The following is a 17,852-nucleotide window of genomic DNA, read 5'->3' as shown; positions in this document are numbered from 1 at the left end:
CAACCCATGAAATTTGTACTGACACTGCTCTTGCTCGCTCTTGCTGCCTCACAGGCAAACGCCATCCAGCAGCCGAACCAGGATACTCAGATCAAGGGGTATCACTGGTATGAAGAACCGGTTAAGCCTTCTAGCGAAGAAGATCCCGATAAGAAGGAGAGGCAACCACTTCCTCCACCGCCACCGGCAGCGGAGATGATGGATATGCACCCGGATGACTTAAAAGCCATGCTCGAAAACTACCTGAAGGAAGCTGTTTGGCTTAGAACTCCGGAGAGTGTACTTGCCTATTATCGAATTCAGGATGTCGTGCGCCGCAAGGCTGCCGGATTTACGGCCGTGTCCAACATGGTCATGCTGCAAAATCCAACTCTCAGCGGTGCATCACAGTACCCGATTACTTCCCCAGGCCGAAAAGCGGAACTTCAGCAGCGCGCCAATAACCAGGCTCAATACCTAGAAAACTTCAGGGGCAAATATGCCCTAGCACTTTTCTCGACTGAAGAGTGCCCGTACTGCTCGCCTCAAAGAAACATTCTCAAGTTAGTGTCAGATCGCACCGGGCTTGAAACTACTGAAGTAAATATAAACAAAAACCCATCCGCTCAAGCGCGATTCGATGTCCAAGTGACCCCGATGGTTATTCTCATCGAGCGTAATAGCGAACGCTGGATGCCAATTGCAGTTGGGGTGGAATCAGCCACCAAAATCACCTCAAACGCATATCGCGCCATCCGCTATTTGAGAGGCGAGACATCCCCTGAGCAATTCCTCACACCCGAATATCGCCAGGGTGGATTCTTTGATCCGGGCGCGCCAAAGGGAGAATCGTTCTGATGAAAAGGCTTATCCTCCCAACCCTAATCCTTTCGCTTTCCGCGCCAGTGGCCTCCGCAAACTGGACGGATGACTGGTTTGCTTCATCCACGTCCAGTGGCGCATCAAGCTACAAGAACCAGCAACGCGGTTTCTACTCTGCAGGCTCCTATTCAGCCCGCTTCAACGTGTCCAACGACCCGCTTCTCACTATTTCTCCCCCCAGGGTATCTGCAGGGTGTGGTGGTGTTGATCTTTTTCTTGGCGGGATGTCGATGCTCGACCCGGATTACCTGGTCGATAAGCTTCAGAACATGATTCAGGCAGCTCCTGCCGTCGCTTTCGACACAGCAATGAAAGTGATGAGCAAAGAACTCTCTGAGACGATGAAAAGTTTCGAAAAAATAATCAACGACTTGAACGGAATTCAGATCAACGATTGCCAATTTGCCAAAAAGCTTGGCGAGCCCGTTGGCGATTTTATCGGGACCGCAGCCAGCAACCGTCTCAAAGCCCTGGATAGCAAGGCGGCCACCGCACTTGGGTCAGTTACAAGCTGGTATGAAACGACTGAAAATCAAGTAGCAGCCAACCAGGAGCCATCCGTCGACGTCAAGCAGCTTACTGCCGATTGTCCGACCCAATTCAATAACATCTTCAAGACTGGTTCCCTACTACAGAATGCCGCTGACGAATTCGGTTTCCAGTACGTCGATACCATGCGTGGATTCGTGGGTGATGTGATGATCAACGCAACGGCAGCCGTGAAAGCCCCCGTCATCGAACCGATTAGCTCATGCCCCAATAACGACGAATCCAGCATCGATGATTTCGTTGTCGGCAATGCCGAAAAGAAAGTCAACGGTGCGGCTGGACCTGTTTGCCAAACGGATTCAGCGACTCCAGGCGGTCTTCTGGCGCTAGTGAGCAATCAGATGAATGCGATCGCCACCAAAATCGAGAACAAAACCGCTTTAAGTGCAGCAGATGAGGCGTTCCTGACCTCTTCTCCGATCCCAATCCTGCCAATTATTGTCGATTCCATTGCACTGGGAGACAAAGCAATGGCGATCGCTCTCACGGAAGAAGTCGTCGCCTATGCCTATGCGTTTTATATGGTCGATGATCTCTACAACACCATCGACAACATGATCCGCGAAATCGACGCGGTTATGAACAGCACAGGCGCCGCCGGCCCACAATGCGACAGGACAGTTTACGCCGAGGTTGCCGACCATCTAACCGGAATAAAAAAAGACGCTTACCAATTCCGAATGGCCGCGCGAACCAGCTATCTCAAAAAGACCCAAGAGCAGATGGCACACATCGCATTTACCGCTGCCCAGGCTAAGCGACAAGAAGAAGTTCTTCGGCGCAATGCAGAGGACATCACTCAATGAAGCGCACACTCCCGATAATCGCTCTGATCCTCGTGGCAGCGCTACCAAGCACAGCGTTTGCCCTGGATATGGATTTCTATACCTATGACGGCTTCACGGAAACGGTAAACGCCTTTAAACGCATTTCACTGGTATTTGCGAATAATCAGTACACCACATTATTCGCCGTGGCCGTGGTACTCGGCCTGTTACTCGGTGGTTTGTTCACAGTCGGTAAAGGCATCATTAATTTCCAACAGTCGGCCACTGGCCTCAGCCTGTCCTGGTTAATGACGACCTTAATTGGCGTGGCTGTCTTTAAAGCATTGATAACTCCAACCGGCACTGTGCATGTATATGACCCGGTCCGAAATGCCTATGAAGCTGTGCCAGACGTTCCTGATTTGATTGTTTTGGTCGCTGGTATGACCAACAAAGCGGAGCGGGCAGTTCAAGAGATTGTGGATGCCTCGGCCGCTCATCCCTACGGGACAGAGGGAATGGGTGTTGGCTTCGAGCTCCTGCTCAACGCAACGTCGGATATAACCTTTTCCTCCGATTATTACCTCCAGAAGTCTATCCGACAGTATTTCAAAGACTGCTCAAAGCTTGCACTTGTCCTTCCCAGCTACGCAGTGGATCTTGCCGAGATTAAAAGCGGCACGGACGACTTGCTGAACCAGTTAGCCGATATGAAATCGCCTGCGATGTTTACGACCATGTATTCCTCTGGCGCGGGCAAGGCCGGCACAGTGATGAGTTGTTCAGACGCTTATGACAATGTCCTGGCGCCGGCTCTAAACGCCGCGCCAACATACGATGAGCACCTGAATTCCGTTTGTACCAAAACCGGCTTTGATATAGCCGTACCCGCACAAAAAACAGCGTGCGAAACAAAGATTCAAAACATGAATCTTAACGTGTTTGGAGCCGCAGCCGCCCCACCTGCGCAATTGCTTAGAAACGTGGTCATTAGTAATGCAATCGCCAGCGTTATGCTTGATGAAAACCCAGATGCGGGGATCCGCGCCTTAACCAACCGGTCCATGGTAAACAACGGACTTGGAATTGCTGTTAGCGCGAACGAGTGGATGCCAAAGATTAGGGCTTCAGTTACCGCCATAGTGTTGGGACTGATCCCGATTCTGGCACTTTTCATTGTGACGCCACTATTCCCCATGGCCCTGAAGCTTATCGTGGCTCTTCTCGGCTGGATAATGCTGTGGGGGGTCATGGATGTGATCTTGGCACAAATTGCGGTCGACCAGGCCTACGATGCCGTTGACGAAATTCAGCGTCACAACATGGGGCTATCCGCAATGTTCCTTGCCCCCGAAAGTGCAACCCAGGCGCTTTCTCTTTTTGGAAAAGCCCGCGGCATGGGTATCACCATTTCGGCTTTCATCGCCGCCATGCTCTTCAAGATGTCGCCCTATGGCCTGACGTCTCTGGCTGGAAATTGGTCGGGGCATGCTGACGGCGCAGGCTCTGACGCAGCAAACAAAGCTCAGTCCCCTGTAGAAAGCATGAACCATTTGAATTCGCTTGCGAGTGCTCGCGGATCCGCAAACCTCATGGCCGAGACCGGGTGGAACAATATCGCCTCTGTTTCTGAGCACAATCAAGCAGAAAGCCACTACCGAGGCCTCGAAACGATGTCTGGCATGGCAGATCTTGGCCACACCAATCCGATCACCTCAGGTAAAGCATTGGGCGCATATGGAGCCGGTGGAGTTGTGGGTGGCGTTGCTGGCGCCGTGCAATCCAACGGTGGAGATAGCTCCCCTGAAGCTCTATTCAAGCAGGGGCTAAACACCTCGAATGTAGAAAGCCAATCCCGTCATGGGTCTGCCGCTGGACGCCAAGAATCAGCAGCGACTATGGGCTATGGGTCTGTCCACGCCCAAGCTGCCTACGACACCGCTCTTGCCGTTTCCAATACAAGCGCCGACAACTTGCGCACAGGCACTATGTTGGATCGGATCATCCAACAGCATCCTGGAATGGAAAAAGGAGAAGCTTTCGAAGCTCTTGCGATGGCGAGAAACGCCGATCTTTGGGGGCAACTGGACTCTACGAATTGGCACCCGAGTGAGTTGGTTACTTTGGCTGAATTTACTTCCAATTTAAATAACTCACAAACCAGGGGTGTAATGGGTTATATGGCCGAAACTGGAATAACTCCCTCTGAGATTTATGAGTCTGTGGGTGCTAAGCGAGCGGCTACCGCTCACGGCGAAAAGGTAGCCTTGGATCAGCTAACACCGCAACAGTTCGCTGTGGCTAGCGCCTTCGAGAACATCAAGCAAGTTGCGTATGCCGAAGCAGGCGTTAACCAGGGAATCAACCAGGAAAATGGTGTTGAGGGTTACTTGCGGGATTCTGCTCGTCTTCAGCACGCCAGCACTGGCGCTGGCATTGAGCGCGCAAATACCCTTGAAGGGAAAACCGGGTGGTCTTGGGAAGAACAAGCACAAAGAGAAACATCCGCCAATTTTGGCTCCTTTTACTTCTCCCAAGAGGAAATGCAGAAGGGAATTGATACAGGCTGGTTTACAGAACAACAGGTTGCTGCAAGTTCTAATGGGGCCCGAGTCACCCTGGCCACGGACGGCAGCGGTGGCGTGATAAATAGCAGCGCCCTTTCCGGCCATAGCGCAACCCACGACGATCGTATAACCAAGGATAGCCGTTATTCTGAAACTGACTCTGTCTACATCGACACTGGCGGTCGAGTTGACACACCAAGTCTTGCCCACCTCGCTCTTAGCAGCGATCCGGAAGATACCCGTAACCTGGCCAATATTCTTGAGAAAATTCAGGGAGACGGCGAAGAGGGTAACCGCTTCGCCGCGATATCCCGCCTTACGCAAGTCCTGGATTCTATTAACACCAGCACAATTACTGGTGACGACAGTATTGGTACCCGAGCTGAAGGCGGTGTTTCCACTGGCATGCTAGAAAACTTTGGTATCACTGGATCGATCACGGGCCACACCAGTACCGGCATTCAAGAAACAGAAAGTACCAACATGAACCGCGAACGAATTACGCGGATGGCTGAGCAAACCTTTGAAATTTTGAACGGCGATGAAGTCCGTCCTGGAGAGGATGCATCAATGGCCGCCGCAAAATATGTTCAGTCAGAATTCCAGTCCTATAAAGCCGAAAGCCGAGATGAGGCTCAAACAGCATTCGATTTCTTCTCCAACCTCGATGACCCGGAAATCAATCCCCAGCAGGAAGATAACGGCGTTGACAGGCGAGGACGGCGCCGATGAGAAAACACTTTCAGGCATTCTTATCAGTTGCACTAACCCTAACTCTCTCCGGTCACGCCATCGCTGACATTGATAACTGTTTCATGGAAGCCGCCGGCCGCTACAAGGTCCCGGCAAAGTTATTGAAAGCAATTGCTCTTGTGGAAAGTAATAACAAGACCGATGCGATCAACGGCAAAAACAGTGATGGCTCCAGGGATTATGGATTAATGCAGATCAACTCCCAGCATTTAGAACGGTTGCAGCCCTACCGCATAACAGCTCCTGTTCTGGTTCGCGATCCTTGCACCAATATCCATGTAGGCGCCTGGATCCTTGCCGAAAACCTCGTCACCACAAAAGGGAACCTGTGGGCCGCCGTGGGAGCCTATAACGCAGGATTCTCAACCAAACCAAAAGTACAGAAAGCCCGCCGACAGTATGTGGCGAAAGTCCGCAATGCCCTTCAACGTATTGGAGAATAGAATATGGAACCGCAAAAAAGCACGGAACAGACCTTGATTGAGGCCTTTACGCAACAGCAACGGGCGTTCGCCGATGCAATAATGACAGAGACTCGAAAGACGCGGCGTAGTGCGAACTGGCGAACCTTTGCGTTCGTTCTGGTGATTGTGTCCATATTCGCAATCAACGTGCTCTACAGCACAGGGATTGTTGGGGGCACCACAATTCCAAAAGACGGCAAATACGTCTCACTCGTGCGCCTGGACGGACCTATCGAAGCAGGCAAGCCAACTTCGTTCCAGCAAATAGAGAACCACCTTTACCAGGCGTTTCACGACAAGGACGCTAAAGGCGTTCTTTTGGTCATTAATTCGCCGGGAGGCACGCCTGTCCAATCGCATAAGCTCTACAAATATCTGCAGGACTTAAAGGAAGAGACTGGCAAGCGTCTGGTCGTTCTGGGTGATGATATGCTCACTTCAGGCGCCTATATGGTCGCAGTCGCAGCCGACAAAATATTCGTGAACCCTTCAACTCTCACAGGGTCGATTGGCGTGTTTCAGCAGTCGTTTGGATTCAAAGATCTTGCTGATAAGGTTGGCGTTCATGCCCGCACCGTTGTTGCCGGTGAAAATAAGCGCAGACTGGACCCTTTCCTTGAAACTGATCCAGAAGACCTTCAAAAGGTTCAATCCGTGCTGAACGACATACATCAGCAATTTATCTCAGTAGTGAAGGATTCTCGCGCTGACAAGCTAACTAGCGATCAGAATCTGTTTACCGGGGATTATTGGACAGGACACGAAGCTGTAGAGCTGGGATTAGTAGATGGAATCGAAACCTATCATGGCGTTCTTGAACAAGAATTTGGAGCGCAACATGCGCTAGATTACACGCAGAAACCAGGCTTATTTTCAAAGCTGCCAAGAGTGGCTGAGGCTTGGCTGGAAGATGCCACGCTGAACATTCTAAACAGCGCTACAAATTCGATACCACGCCTCTAATCACCCTTGCCAATTACAAGCCTCACGTAAGTGGGGCTTTACCCTTTCCATAGCATTAGTCGATTTCCACTCACGACCATAAAGGATATTTTTTTCGATTTCTTTGTACTCACCGTAACTAATGAGCTCCCCGAGCTCATACACAACACAAGCACACCGCTGTTGATCCACTAATGAAATCTCACGACTCGCACCGGCAAGCCCCTCCAAACAGACCTGGTTGAGCTTGGTAATGCTGGTAACTTCCTTTATGGTCCGCACATCGTAGACCCCATCAGAAGATCTCGTAGGTTGTTGTCCCGATACTTGAGAAGTGCCAATGAGCAGAGTCACACACGCCACCCATCGCGCAATTTTCTTTGGCATATCCTTATCTCCTGTGTTTTCCCGTGTTTCCATTGGAGTCTTCTAATGCTACCTGCACTCCACCTCTAACGATGTCACCTTGTATCGCTAGGATTTCTCTAGGGTAAATCACTGGCCAGAAGCAAAATCCAAAAAAGCCAGTAAAAATAACCATCATCATCGGCGGCAAGACCAGGTGCATATCTGCCAGCATAAAATCTGGATTATTATCTGAAGAAAGCCCTGGTGTGAAAAAAAGGATGGCGATCACAGCCGCAACCACACCCACTGCACGCAATATGCCCCGGGCGAAGTGACAGAATACCCCAAACACCACGGCCAAAGGCACTGCCATTAAAATACCCGCTATAGCCGCCTCATTTACGCTCAGCTCAGGAAAAACCACAGCTTCGGTTACAAACCAAGCCCAAAACGCCATACCAAGCGTCGGCGCGACGACACTTTTCATAAACCCTATTGTGTAAAACATGCTCCATCCTCCTAAAGCGACATTCCTTTATCCGGACTATTCTTGGCCTTTCCAAACGTCTTATCGAAGACATCCTTAACTTTTTGAGCAACCTTCTCCATCCTGGTTTCTTTCACCAGGCCATCAGCAGCAAACATTTTCTCGACGCTCACGTTGCGACCTTCCAAGGCACTCGTTTTCTCGCCGGTACGCTCTTCAATACCTTTGGTGAGCTTGGCTCTATCGTCGGTATAAATCCGAGCATCTTCTTTAGCCCTGGACAATCCAACATAGAATGATTTCTGATTAACGAGGTTGCGCCGCCAACTTTCTGCCAATGCCATTGCGGATTTGTAGGTCTGCCCCTGGGCAGAAACAATTGTTGAGGCATAAGCATGGTCCCAATGTTTATCCTCTTTCAGGTCCAGCGAGATTCGACGCCCATCCTGAAATTTTATTATGGCCGTTGACCCATCGATCCGCTCAATTTCCCCCTTTGCACCGTTCTTAAGATCCCGGTCCTTGTCAGTCTTGGTCCACCTTATGCGATCACCCTCTGCCAGGCGCTTATCTTCTTCACGATAAACCTCGACCCCATGCTTGGCACGACCAGCAACTTTATCAGGTCGCCACTCAACTTCCTGACCGTCCTTGTTAGCAAATATTACCTTTTCGCCGTCAACACGAAGGACTTTGACCAATTCATTTCGTTCAACCCCAATGGTTTTAAAATCCCTCGCAAACTGAACCAAATCACCTTTCTGGTAGCCCCGTGAACTTCCTTTTTCTACCCTTGTAAGCCCCAGACTCACCAACGCCTTTAATTCGGCTTTATCTTTCCCCAGGTCGCCAGATTGTTGCAGCTTCTCTCGGATGCCCTGATTCACAACAGCCCGCGTTTCATTATCCGGAACCATCAAAAGTGTGTCTGAGCGGTCCCTGGCGGTTATACCGGCATAGTCATCAATCACTTGTGTCACCAAAGTTTCACGATTCGGGTCTTCGTGAATCCGCCCCGCGACGTTCTTCATTGCTTTGGCAACTTGACCAACCATCGCATCTTTCACTGCTTGCAGAAGAATCGGATTGTTCTTCTGCCGCTGGATTTCAGTCATCTGAGCCGTCTTCATGCCGCCTCTTACGAGCTGCGCGAACGGTTTACCCCACTCAACTGAACCGATCTGCGCGTGGTCACCAACCAACGCAACTCGGGCACCTTCCTTTCGAGCGTAGGTGAGCAGATCAGCCATTTGATTAGCGTTTACCAGAGAGCCTTCATCGACAATCCAGAGCTTTTTCTGATCCAGTCCCTTTCCGCCCTTCCCTTCCTCTTCCCGCGCCAATGCGTAGAGGTGGCTGGCAAGCGTTTGACTCCGAATCCCAGAGCCTTCCATTAGCGAATCGCTTGCCGATCCTGTTGGGGCAAAACCACGGACCGAGTATCCCTTCCCCTCTGCGACCTCGCGCACCGCAGATAGCATGTAGGTCTTACCAGTACCGGCATAACCTTGAACGCCAACGACCCTATCTTTCCCACTCAAGATGGTTGTTGCACCCTCCATCTGACCTCTGGTGAAACCCAAAGATTGTCCGTATTCCTTGACCGCTCCTTTGCCGGATATCGGCTTTAATTCATTTTGGCCAGTCTTCACCAGATCTACGATATACCGCTCTTTCTTTAGAGCTTGGGGGGTGGTGAGATACGCCTCATCCCGCGAAACCCCAGTGGCGTGAAGCAGGACTTTTTCCTGCTTCAGGCTGCGTAATGCCTGTTCTACGTCCTTAATACTGTGGTTGCCTACGCCCCACGCAAGGGTCATCTTGACCAGTTCACCTTCTGAGAAAACGGCCTCACGTTCCGCCAATTTCTTATAAGCAAAAATCGCGTCGTCTTTAGCGCGGTCAGGACTGTCCCTTTCAGCACTTGGCCGCGCCTCGGGGATGGTAGGAACCGTCAAACGAGCTTCTTGAAGCTCGCTCCGCCACCGTTCCTGCAATACATCCTCTGTCGTCGACTGCTTCGAATCGCGCGTCATTAATGATGCCCTATCCATGGCTTTGGCACCCTCCAGACCCCTTTCCTTTGCGGCAGCCTCAATATCCTTTCGCCGCTTGGAATAAAGATCTCGAAGCTCCTGAGACACCTCTTGAAGCTCAAATGTGCCGTTCTTGCCGCGCTCAATTGTGTAACCGAGCTCCTGGGCTTTCATGGCAAGTTCAGATCGGTATACCTGTCCTGCAGCCACATTCGGATCGTACATTTTCCTGCTTTCGATGGATCGCCACTGACCATCATTCCTCAGCGTAGCGTTCAGTATCACGCTATGCGTATGCAATTGAGGATCCAGCGCCCTACTGGTCGTGTGCGTAAATGTCGCCGCAGCGAGGTTTTCAGTGCGTACAAACTGCGAAACCCCTTCTGAGGTATTCCGGGCTCCAACCAGCCTATCTTCTATGTAACCGACAGCCGATTTGACCGCTTCTTTATGAGCGGCCATCAGCCGCTCATCACCTCCCATCAGCGCCATAATCGAAACGGATTTAGGAGCTGAAAACGTAAAATCCCAACCTGGTTTATGTTCCAAGCCACCTTTCCCGTCCGACCGCCCCAGCGTGTCTCCAGTTGGCAACCGGCCCTCCAATGCTTGCTGAAATACCTTAATGTCCACCGGCCCTTCCAGGCCCATTAAGGCGGCTCCCTTACCTACCCATTCGCTGGGAATTACCTCTTTCTCGCCGTTTTCATTTTTGCCGTAGTAATCCGCATCCTTGTAATAGGAACCAGCCTGTTTCGCGCTCCCGAGCGCCTTAATCGACAACATCAGAACAGCGCTCCGTCGACGTAATCATTTTTCTTCGACTCAACAGGTGCAGTCGCCTCTGAATTCCCATCCTTCGCCTCCGGAGCGGCTTCGACCGCTTCAAGAAGATCACCCTTCAAATCGCGGTGGATGAAGCCCTCGGCAATTTTCTTCAGCGGCTTTCGCTTAAGTTTGAACTGTGCCACCGGGAACGAACGCCCAAGCTTTAAATAGCCCACCAGATCTGGCAAAAACTGGATCTCCGTGGGCAGAACAATGGGACGAACATGACGCTGACGATTCAACGAAACACCATCACGAATGTCATTTACGCCGTAAGAAATGCCTTCATTAGTCTCCAATTGTTCGATGCTTCCTAAACCAAGACTGGCCCACTTGGCCGATCGCTCTTCGTTGAACCGAAATACAGCCCAGGTCGAACACATGCCGGCCAGTGTGTCGGCTTCGTCGCGACCATAGATCGACACCAATTGGGGGTAGCTCTGGACTCCCAATACCCCGCATCCACCGAACTTCCTGGACTGCGCCAGTGTGTCCGTAATCGTGGGAAGCCTGTTCAAGCTTGGCAGCTCATCGATCAGCAACCAGATCCTCCGGTCCCTGCATGGTTCCATACTCAAAATCGCAGATGATGCAGTATCCAACCACGCGGTTATTAGCGGCTTAACAACGTCCTTTTGGTCGTCTTTTCGAGTGATAAAAACCCACTGATCACCATCGTCGTTGCGCACCCATTCCTTGATAGAAAACGTCGGCCCATTATCCTGGAGGTACTTCAGCGGTCTGATGTAAGTGGCCATAACCGCTCGAACGGATGACGCCATTTTCTCAGCACCTTCAGACAGAATTGACGCGCCTTCTGTGCCTTTCAAAAAGCCGATAATTTCCTCCATATCGGCATTCAGAATTTTGTCCACTAGCAACTTATTTGATCGCTGGGGATGGGTTGCCAGCTTTCGAGCCATAGCTGCAAAAACAATCCGCGCGGCGGTAGCCCAGAAAGGATCGTTAGACTTCTGATCAGGAATGAACGAGGTCGCCAGCTGATCAAACTCATAATCCTCTTTACACTCGGTCCAGATGTCCCAAGCACGCCCCCTGGCGTCAAACGGACTCAAGATCACGTCATGCCCTTCGCGATAGAAGTTCTCGACCATTTCGCCGGATGGGTCGTAGAAAATCGCACGCTCACCCCGTTTCCGAATAACCTCCGCCATTTCTTTATAGGTGACAGATTTGCCTGTCCCTGGCGCACCCACAATCAAAAAGTGAGCCGGCTCTGAATCCTTGGGGATCGGTATATTCGCGACGGTCATTCCGCCTGTTTTCGTCGTGCGCTTTATCGCTTTTGTCAGCTCCTTTGAATCGACTAGCTTCCCGCCACGAACAAATTCCTCGTTGGCAAAGTCCTCACCAGTGCTATTGAGGAATCGCCAGGCCACAAAACCAAAAACCGCCAATGCCAGAAACCCAAACACCACGCCAAAGGCCAGAGCATGTGTGCTTCGATCTAGCACTCGATGAATTTCCTGGTTCCGCAGGAAACCCACCGCCGGAATAGTCCGGCTACGACCGTCGGGGTAGGTAACAGATACGGTCGCATCGTCAATCTTCAGCCCTTCATATTTCACATAGGCTTCGATGTAACCGACTGCCAATGAGCGCTCAAGGGGCGTCGTTTTGACCCAATAGGTCGTCGCAATCGCCAGTACAAATAAGATCAAACAGAGCCTGGAGAATTGGACGACAACCTGCCAGATCATGCGCAAGTAATGGATGGTTGTCTGGCCACCGCGCGTGAAGTTACCGATGTTGGAGCCCCTGAAAATACTCATCTAGATCATCCCCATCCGATCAAGCATTGAGCGAGCATCCTCTCGCGCCTCAGCAATCAAGCTTTCGTTTTGAGCACCCGCGAACCTCTGTGTAAGACATAGGGATTGGACCCCAATCTTTATAAGCGCGTCGATCTGCGCCTGGGTACCCTCGCTGGCAGCGACACCCCGCTCAATCAAGATGCGCCACATTTCCGCCTCAGTGGCGATCCCTCGTTTTTTTGTTTCCTGTTTAACGAATGCGATCGTTTCTTCCGACACCCGAATTGAAACAGCTCTCACGGCTATAGCTCCTTATAGCTTTATATTTATTCATATACTAGTATAAAGAGCGTATGCGCGCCAGCACTACTGAAATCAGGGCCCGTACTCGGAGGCGCATACCGCATCGCCCACAGGGCGTATGCGCTCTATCCCTTGTGCCACAAGGGATAGAGTAAAGCAGCGTCAGCTGCGTAGGGTGTGACGAAACCAAGGCGACCGCGTCGCTGAGGTCCAATCCCCTGCTCCATCCTGGTGTTTTAGGCACCGGGATCTTTATCAGTAAACCAACGGTAAACCACAGGTAGACCAGGAGAGTTCGAAATGGCAAAACAGTCAGTATTTATTAAGTCACGCGAGGATACGGTAACCGTCTCAGCCAAGGTTCCACGCTCGCTCAAACTCCGAGCCGATAAGCTACGCGATCAGATCCAGGAAATTGACGACGAACTATCGTTTGATCTTTCTGTTTTAATCAGAGACGCCATTGAGGAAGCTGTCGACAAAGGTGAGAAGGAATTAACCAGGTTAAAGAAGACGGTGGAGAAAGAGTCGAACAACGCGTTCGGATCCTCTAACACTGAGCAATCGACGGAAACGCTTTGATCGGCGTGGCCGCCGTCCAGGTGGCCACGCCCAGCTCAAAATCCAGACACAAAAAAAGGGCCTCGCGGCCCTTCATTGTTTGCCCTCTCAGGCGGCTTGGTCCTCCCTTTCGCTTTCATGGGCTGCCAGGTACTCAAAACACAAATCGTGTGCCTTCTGTGCCAACGTGGCCGCTTTGAAAAGGGCTTTCTTGTCAAAGTCCAGGATTCGGATCCAGTGCGCCAGATAGCTCTTGTGCTGCAAATCACCCTGTAGACCAATCCGGCTGCACATCATCCAGCTACCCAACTCGGCGACCAGCTCCTCAAAGGCGTACGCGTCAGAGCCAAACTTACCGACCAATTCCCGATTCAGGCGGCTTTTGTGACCAGTCGCGTGAACCATTTCATGCAGGCGTGTGCAATAGTAATCCTCGCCCTTAGCGAACTGTTCACGGGTTGGCATTCTGATGATGTCGAGGCTTGGGATATAGCAGGCCTGATCGCCACCATGGCGAGTCTCGATCGGAAACGCCTCACAGATCGCTTCTGCATCTTCGATGGGAGCCCAGGTCGGCTCAACCTCAGGTGTTTCAAAGCCTTCAAACTGTTCGCGATTGAATACCGTGAAAGCCTTCATCACGGCATAGGATTCTTTCTCGCCGGTGTCGCTGTTCTCTTTCTCCATCGGCTTAAAGAAAATACAGGTTGTGCCCTTCTCACCTTTACGGACAAAAGCGCCTTGCTGCTTGCCCTGCTGGAAGGTCATCCACTGGTTTGATCGGTAGCCTTCAGCGCGTGCGCGCATGGCTAACAGAAGAACGTTCATACCGTTGTACGGCTTGCCAGTCGTACCGTTTACCGGCATGGCAAAAGATCCGTTTGATGTCCATGGACAAACCCAGGGCTTAACACCTTCTTTCAGGGCTGCCAAAAATTCTGAAGTGATTTCTTGATAGAGGTCGCGCTTTGCCATCGTGGGAATCTCCTAACTCGCCTCGATAACCGGCGGCGAACCCGGAGGCCAGCACCCCGCTGACCATGTGATTATTATCGGTTTTCCTTCCCTGTATGTCAATCTCTTTGTATACCTTTCAAAGAATAAAAACCCATATAAATCAGCCCTCTTTGTGCATCTTCGTCTAACGCCAGACTTGTCTTTTGCAGTGTGATGATCTTGATTGTCCGGATGCCGCCGGGATCGGGCAGAGCCCGACTTAGATTCAGCGCGGCTTCGCCGCCGCATCGTTGGTGAATGCTGACCAGGCCCCTGCCCTGTCGTGAGATCCCGACCGCCCATCAACCGCACCCGTCGAAGCAGACGCCGGGGCGAGCCTTGCAAGGTGGAACGTAGCGCAGCGAGTAGACCTTGTGAGGGTCGTCCTGGTGTCTGAGGGTGCATAAAGGTTGATGGGGGGTCGGGATCGATCTGCGGGAAGCACTTCACCCTGCTTTTAGAGCGTGTGGCACAGCCACTCGCTCCTGGAGGATCGTCTTAACAGTCGCGAAGCGTCTGTTGATCCGACTTCAGGGGCCCCGCGATCAGCGGGGATCCTTTACCGGCCGGAGGTCGGAAGCGCGAGGGATACGGAGGGCGTCAGTCCCGCCAACGGCGGGATGAGCGAATAGCGAACCCGGAGAAGCCCGCCCCGAAGGGCGCGCCCAGGCGTTCATCACCCAACTAAGAAGGCCGGCCGAAAACCAATCGGTTCCCGACCGAAACACCATTCCTCGGTTTCCCGTTATGCTTGAGCGCCTTCATCCAGACAACCAGGCAATCGATTTTCTCTCGCTGCATTTCGGCAGTTCTTAACCACCTCGACGTTAGCACTGTGAGCTTTCCATTCCCCGAACGCAGCATCATCGACCGTGACCAGAGACTTCCCTTCCGATAGTGGTAGCTCCCTCACTACGGTTCCACGTTTCAAGGGCCAATCCCCAACGTGTTGGCCGGTATCCCTCAAAAACTGAGCGGTAAACCTTACCTCTTTCCCTAGTAAACTCATGCTGCTGTTTCCTTACGTTTTTGGATGTGAATAACCAGGTCCCGAAACTGCCTGCCCGTCATTGGTCCCAGCCGAATCGGCTTTCGCTTTGAAAATGCCCGCACCACGGCTCGTGCTCGATGATCATAGAGACGCATGGCGATCCCTCCCGAGCAATCTCATCTCACCCATGCTGCGCCTTAGATCTCGCGTGCTCTCACACAAATCTGCAAACAGAACAGCGTGGCGACGTGTGACAAAATCACCCAGACTGTCACGGCGTTTTCCGGCGATACCAAACACTGAATGAGAATGCACCCCTCCACCGGTCACTGTTACCAGTTCAAACTCGTCGTACATCGCCAGATCGGCCGCACTGCGCAAATAGATCAACGTGTCCATGTGTAGCTCCTTACCCGCCACGGGTAACCCATAATTTTTGTGCTTACCCGCCACGGGTAACGTGACGGGTAGCAGTTCGGTTAAGCGATCAACCGCTTGATGTCTTTGGCGTGTTCCGAATCCATGGCGTCTAGCCACAATCGGTTATAAGCCGTGTAAAACACGGGATCACCGGTGAAACACGCAAGGCGGGTAAACGCTACCAACGACAACGCCATGCCTGCGGTCGTCGCATCTGCGCGTACAGCTACCAGGTTCCGAGGGTTGAATAATTTGAGGCGCTCGTTGATCACCGGCTCCATGAAAAAGCCAGCGGAGTTGGTGGCAAGATAAAGCCACTGGGCACCACGAAATTGCGGCTGCCACTCAGCCATTACCGAGAAAACGGTTTGCTCAATCTCAGCGCGGTACGCGCTCAAATAGTGTGGAAAAGCCGCTTTGCGGAATTTGAAAACAGACGCCGAAGCGCTGGACAAACAGGGTGCGGTTGCACTCATGGTGGGAATCTCCTAACTCGCCTCGAAACCGCCGGCGAAACACGGGGGGCAGCAACTGCTGACCACTCTGAAATTATCGTTTATAGGTCGCCTTTTGTCAACTTTTAATGCAACATTTAAAGCCCTAATTTTATCTTTGAGCCGGAATCTTTCCAGCCACTAATGTGATTAACGGGTTGCTCATGCTCCTGGGCCACTCCAAATGCAGATAGCTGGGTTTAGCTACCGATGCCCTAAAGTCCACTCGACTCGTCGCAACGAAGGCTGTACCGGCAACCAGAAACGCGATCCCGACCGCTTTCAGTTCATCTTTCACGATACCTCTCCCTGAGAAAGTGGGGGCCAGACTTCGGCCCCCTAAGGGTTACTTGATATGAAGTTCCAGCGTCCAATCCTTGGACACAAAACGGAAATCAACCTCGGAACCCAAGACGGTAGCCAAAAGCAATACGGCGATAATCCATTTTCCGCACTTGGCTAGTTGCAGCTTGGTTTTCATTTTTCTTACTCCATCGCCTCGTAACACCGGCGAGCGTGGCGCTTAGAATATTCCCTAAGTGCATGATAATAATACCATTATTTCCGTTTTATCGTCACTCTTTTTGTATATCTTTCAGTGATCAGAACACCCCCCTAGAACCCGAATTGATCTTAGAAAACGCTTGCACCGCGCTCTGTGATGATCTTGATTGTCCGGATGCCGCCGGGATCGGGCAGAGCCCGACTTAGATTCAGCGTACCGCCGCCGCATCGTTGGTGAATGCTGACCAGGCCCCTGCCTCGTCGGAGATCCCGACCGCCCATCAACCGCACCCGTCGAAGCAGACGCCGGGGCGAGCCTTGCAAGGTGGAACGCAGCGCAGCGAGTAGACCTTGTGAGGGTCGTCCTGGTGTCTGAGGGTGCATAAAGGTTGATGGGGGTCGGGATCGATCTGCGGGAAGCGCACTTCACTTTTGCTTTTAGAGCAGTGTGGCACAGCCACTGCTCCTGGAGGATCGTCTTAACAGTCGCGAAGCGTCTGTTGATCCGACTTCAGGCCCCGCGATCAGCGGGGATCCTTTACCGGCCGGAGGTCGGAAGCGCGAGGGATACGGAAGGCGCTAGTCCCGCAACGCGGATGAGCGAATAGCAAACCTCGGAGAAGCCCGGCCCGAAGGGCGCGCCTGGTTATTTATCCCAGCACGCAGCCACCTTAACGACTGCAACTTTGAATTATACTGCCGCGCCCATTTTGCGGCTGTTTCTGCAATAGGGCCAATCTGTTAAATCAAGAGGGTGAGTGCTAATGCTCCAGAATTACTCTAGTTTTGACCCTACTGCTTACCGCTCTTCCTGCGAGAGCGCGATGTGACAATTGGTAACGCTGAAGGAATTAGAAAACTCAGATCGCAGGGATCCAGCCTACAAGTCGTACATGCTTGGTTTACAACGGGCATCATGTACACCGACGGCGTAATGGAGCAACGTTTTGGAGAAAGTCTTTTTTGCCTTCCAGAGACCATGAATTTTGGTTCCATTGATTACAAAGATGACTTTTGGAGGAAGCTGAGAGAATGGGAATGGCGATGATGCTGTAGCTGAAATGGTGATGATTTTCGCTCTAATGACAAACTTCCCATGTGAATGATTAAGAAAGGGCCGGAAGTCTCTTAACCTCCGGCCCAGGGACAGAATCAACCCTCCACAGCTTCAGGTCGCATCTGCGGCGGTAGCCAACCTTTTGATTC

The 17,852-nt window shown here is 51.8% G+C and carries 15 protein-coding genes; 6 read left to right on the top strand and 9 right to left on the bottom strand.

All coding sequences use genetic code 11. The features are described 5' to 3' along the window. The first annotated feature begins 6 nt into the window (after positions 1 to 6). From NUW46_RS19815 to NUW46_RS19795, 5 genes are read left to right on the top strand one after another with little or no spacing between them, the layout of a single operon-like run. Positions 7 to 837, top strand: a complete 831-nt coding sequence (locus tag NUW46_RS19815; RefSeq protein WP_091643658.1) for a conjugal transfer protein TraF — start codon at positions 7 to 9, stop codon at positions 835 to 837. After that, positions 837 to 2,216: a conjugal transfer protein TraH gene (locus NUW46_RS19810; RefSeq protein ID WP_099619983.1), complete on the top strand. Its 1,380-nt coding sequence runs from the start codon at positions 837 to 839 to the stop codon at positions 2,214 to 2,216. The genes NUW46_RS19815 and NUW46_RS19810 overlap by 1 nt, the downstream gene beginning before the upstream one ends. Further along, positions 2,213 to 5,476, top strand: coding sequence for a conjugal transfer protein TraG N-terminal domain-containing protein (locus NUW46_RS19805; RefSeq protein WP_418142078.1), 3,264 nt, complete (start codon positions 2,213 to 2,215; stop codon positions 5,474 to 5,476). Before NUW46_RS19810 ends, NUW46_RS19805 begins: the two co-directional genes overlap by 4 nt. After that, positions 5,473 to 5,940 (top strand): lytic transglycosylase domain-containing protein, encoded by a 468-nt coding sequence (locus NUW46_RS19800; RefSeq protein WP_091643666.1) that lies wholly within the window; start codon positions 5,473 to 5,475, stop codon positions 5,938 to 5,940. The genes NUW46_RS19805 and NUW46_RS19800 overlap by 4 nt, the downstream gene beginning before the upstream one ends. A gap of 3 nt (positions 5,941 to 5,943) precedes the next feature. Further along, positions 5,944 to 6,924, top strand: coding sequence for a S49 family peptidase (locus NUW46_RS19795; protein ID WP_418142077.1), 981 nt, complete (start codon positions 5,944 to 5,946; stop codon positions 6,922 to 6,924). Here NUW46_RS19795 and NUW46_RS19790 read toward each other — a convergent pair whose 3' ends face one another. From NUW46_RS19790 to NUW46_RS19770, 5 genes are read right to left on the bottom strand one after another with little or no spacing between them, the layout of a single operon-like run. After that, positions 6,925 to 7,290 carry a hypothetical protein gene (locus tag NUW46_RS19790; RefSeq protein ID WP_091643671.1) on the bottom strand — a complete coding sequence of 122 codons (366 nt, stop codon included), beginning with the start codon at positions 7,288 to 7,290 and terminating at the stop codon, positions 6,925 to 6,927. A 4-nt stretch (positions 7,291 to 7,294) separates the two neighbouring features. Next, complete coding sequence (locus NUW46_RS19785; RefSeq protein ID WP_418142076.1) at positions 7,295 to 7,759, bottom strand: hypothetical protein; 465 nt, start codon at positions 7,757 to 7,759, stop codon at positions 7,295 to 7,297. Positions 7,760 to 7,770: 11 nt separating this feature from the next. Then, positions 7,771 to 10,560: a MobF family relaxase gene (gene mobF / locus NUW46_RS19780; RefSeq protein ID WP_418142075.1), complete on the bottom strand. Its 2,790-nt coding sequence runs from the start codon at positions 10,558 to 10,560 to the stop codon at positions 7,771 to 7,773. Next, on the bottom strand, positions 10,560 to 12,395 hold the full coding sequence (gene traD / locus NUW46_RS19775) for a type IV conjugative transfer system coupling protein TraD (protein WP_099619976.1): 1,836 nt from the start codon (positions 12,393 to 12,395) through the stop codon (positions 10,560 to 10,562). The genes mobF and traD overlap by 1 nt, the downstream gene beginning before the upstream one ends. After that, positions 12,396 to 12,677 (bottom strand): hypothetical protein, encoded by a 282-nt coding sequence (locus NUW46_RS19770; protein ID WP_091643682.1) that lies wholly within the window; start codon positions 12,675 to 12,677, stop codon positions 12,396 to 12,398. It abuts the gene before it with no gap. Positions 12,678 to 12,980: 303 nt separating this feature from the next. On the opposite strand from NUW46_RS19770, the gene NUW46_RS19765 reads away from it, so the two are divergent. Beyond that, positions 12,981 to 13,262 carry a hypothetical protein gene (locus tag NUW46_RS19765; RefSeq protein ID WP_099619975.1) on the top strand — a complete coding sequence of 94 codons (282 nt, stop codon included), beginning with the start codon at positions 12,981 to 12,983 and terminating at the stop codon, positions 13,260 to 13,262. Between the two features lie 87 nt (positions 13,263 to 13,349). Here the strand turns inward: NUW46_RS19765 and NUW46_RS19760 are convergent, their stop codons facing one another. The 4 genes from NUW46_RS19760 to NUW46_RS19745 all read right to left on the bottom strand — a co-directional run bounded on the left by NUW46_RS19760 (position 13,350) and on the right by NUW46_RS19745 (position 16,623). Further along, entirely contained in the window at positions 13,350 to 14,216 is an 867-nt protein-coding gene (locus NUW46_RS19760) for an ArdC family protein (RefSeq protein WP_099619974.1), read from the bottom strand. A 1,153-nt stretch (positions 14,217 to 15,369) separates the two neighbouring features. Next, a complete protein-coding gene (locus NUW46_RS19755) occupies positions 15,370 to 15,627 on the bottom strand; it encodes a hypothetical protein (protein WP_099620076.1) in 258 nt (85 codons plus the stop codon). A gap of 80 nt (positions 15,628 to 15,707) precedes the next feature. Beyond that, complete coding sequence (locus tag NUW46_RS19750; RefSeq protein ID WP_099620077.1) at positions 15,708 to 16,124, bottom strand: antirestriction protein; 417 nt, start codon at positions 16,122 to 16,124, stop codon at positions 15,708 to 15,710. Between the two features lie 364 nt (positions 16,125 to 16,488). Further along, complete coding sequence (locus tag NUW46_RS19745) at positions 16,489 to 16,623, bottom strand: hypothetical protein (RefSeq protein ID WP_418142074.1); 135 nt, start codon at positions 16,621 to 16,623, stop codon at positions 16,489 to 16,491. Positions 16,624 to 17,852 lie beyond the last annotated feature (1,229 nt).

This window comes from Marinobacter sp. MA (assembly GCF_048298425.1).
Taxonomy (GTDB): Bacteria; Pseudomonadota; Gammaproteobacteria; order Pseudomonadales; family Oleiphilaceae; genus Marinobacter; species Marinobacter salsuginis.
The sequence above is the reverse complement of the archived record's forward strand: the minus strand, read 5'-3'. Positions and strand labels throughout refer to the sequence as shown.

Coding starts and splice junctions, on each gene's coding strand:
- NUW46_RS19815 (WP_091643658.1), top strand. CDS start 7: ATGAAATTTGTACTGACACTGCTCTTGCTCGCTCTTGCTGCCTCACAG.
- NUW46_RS19810 (WP_099619983.1), top strand. CDS start 837: ATGAAAAGGCTTATCCTCCCAACCCTAATCCTTTCGCTTTCCGCGCCA.
- NUW46_RS19805 (WP_418142078.1), top strand. CDS start 2,213: ATGAAGCGCACACTCCCGATAATCGCTCTGATCCTCGTGGCAGCGCTA.
- NUW46_RS19800 (WP_091643666.1), top strand. CDS start 5,473: ATGAGAAAACACTTTCAGGCATTCTTATCAGTTGCACTAACCCTAACT.
- NUW46_RS19795 (WP_418142077.1), top strand. CDS start 5,944: ATGGAACCGCAAAAAAGCACGGAACAGACCTTGATTGAGGCCTTTACG.
- NUW46_RS19790 (WP_091643671.1), bottom strand. CDS start 7,290: ATGCCAAAGAAAATTGCGCGATGGGTGGCGTGTGTGACTCTGCTCATT.
- NUW46_RS19785 (WP_418142076.1), bottom strand. CDS start 7,759: ATGTTTTACACAATAGGGTTTATGAAAAGTGTCGTCGCGCCGACGCTT.
- mobF (WP_418142075.1), bottom strand. CDS start 10,560: ATGTTGTCGATTAAGGCGCTCGGGAGCGCGAAACAGGCTGGTTCCTAT.
- traD (WP_099619976.1), bottom strand. CDS start 12,395: ATGAGTATTTTCAGGGGCTCCAACATCGGTAACTTCACGCGCGGTGGC.
- NUW46_RS19765 (WP_099619975.1), top strand. CDS start 12,981: ATGGCAAAACAGTCAGTATTTATTAAGTCACGCGAGGATACGGTAACC.
- NUW46_RS19760 (WP_099619974.1), bottom strand. CDS start 14,216: ATGGCAAAGCGCGACCTCTATCAAGAAATCACTTCAGAATTTTTGGCA.
- NUW46_RS19755 (WP_099620076.1), bottom strand. CDS start 15,627: ATGGACACGTTGATCTATTTGCGCAGTGCGGCCGATCTGGCGATGTAC.
- NUW46_RS19750 (WP_099620077.1), bottom strand. CDS start 16,124: ATGAGTGCAACCGCACCCTGTTTGTCCAGCGCTTCGGCGTCTGTTTTC.
- NUW46_RS19745 (WP_418142074.1), bottom strand. CDS start 16,623: ATGAAAACCAAGCTGCAACTAGCCAAGTGCGGAAAATGGATTATCGCC.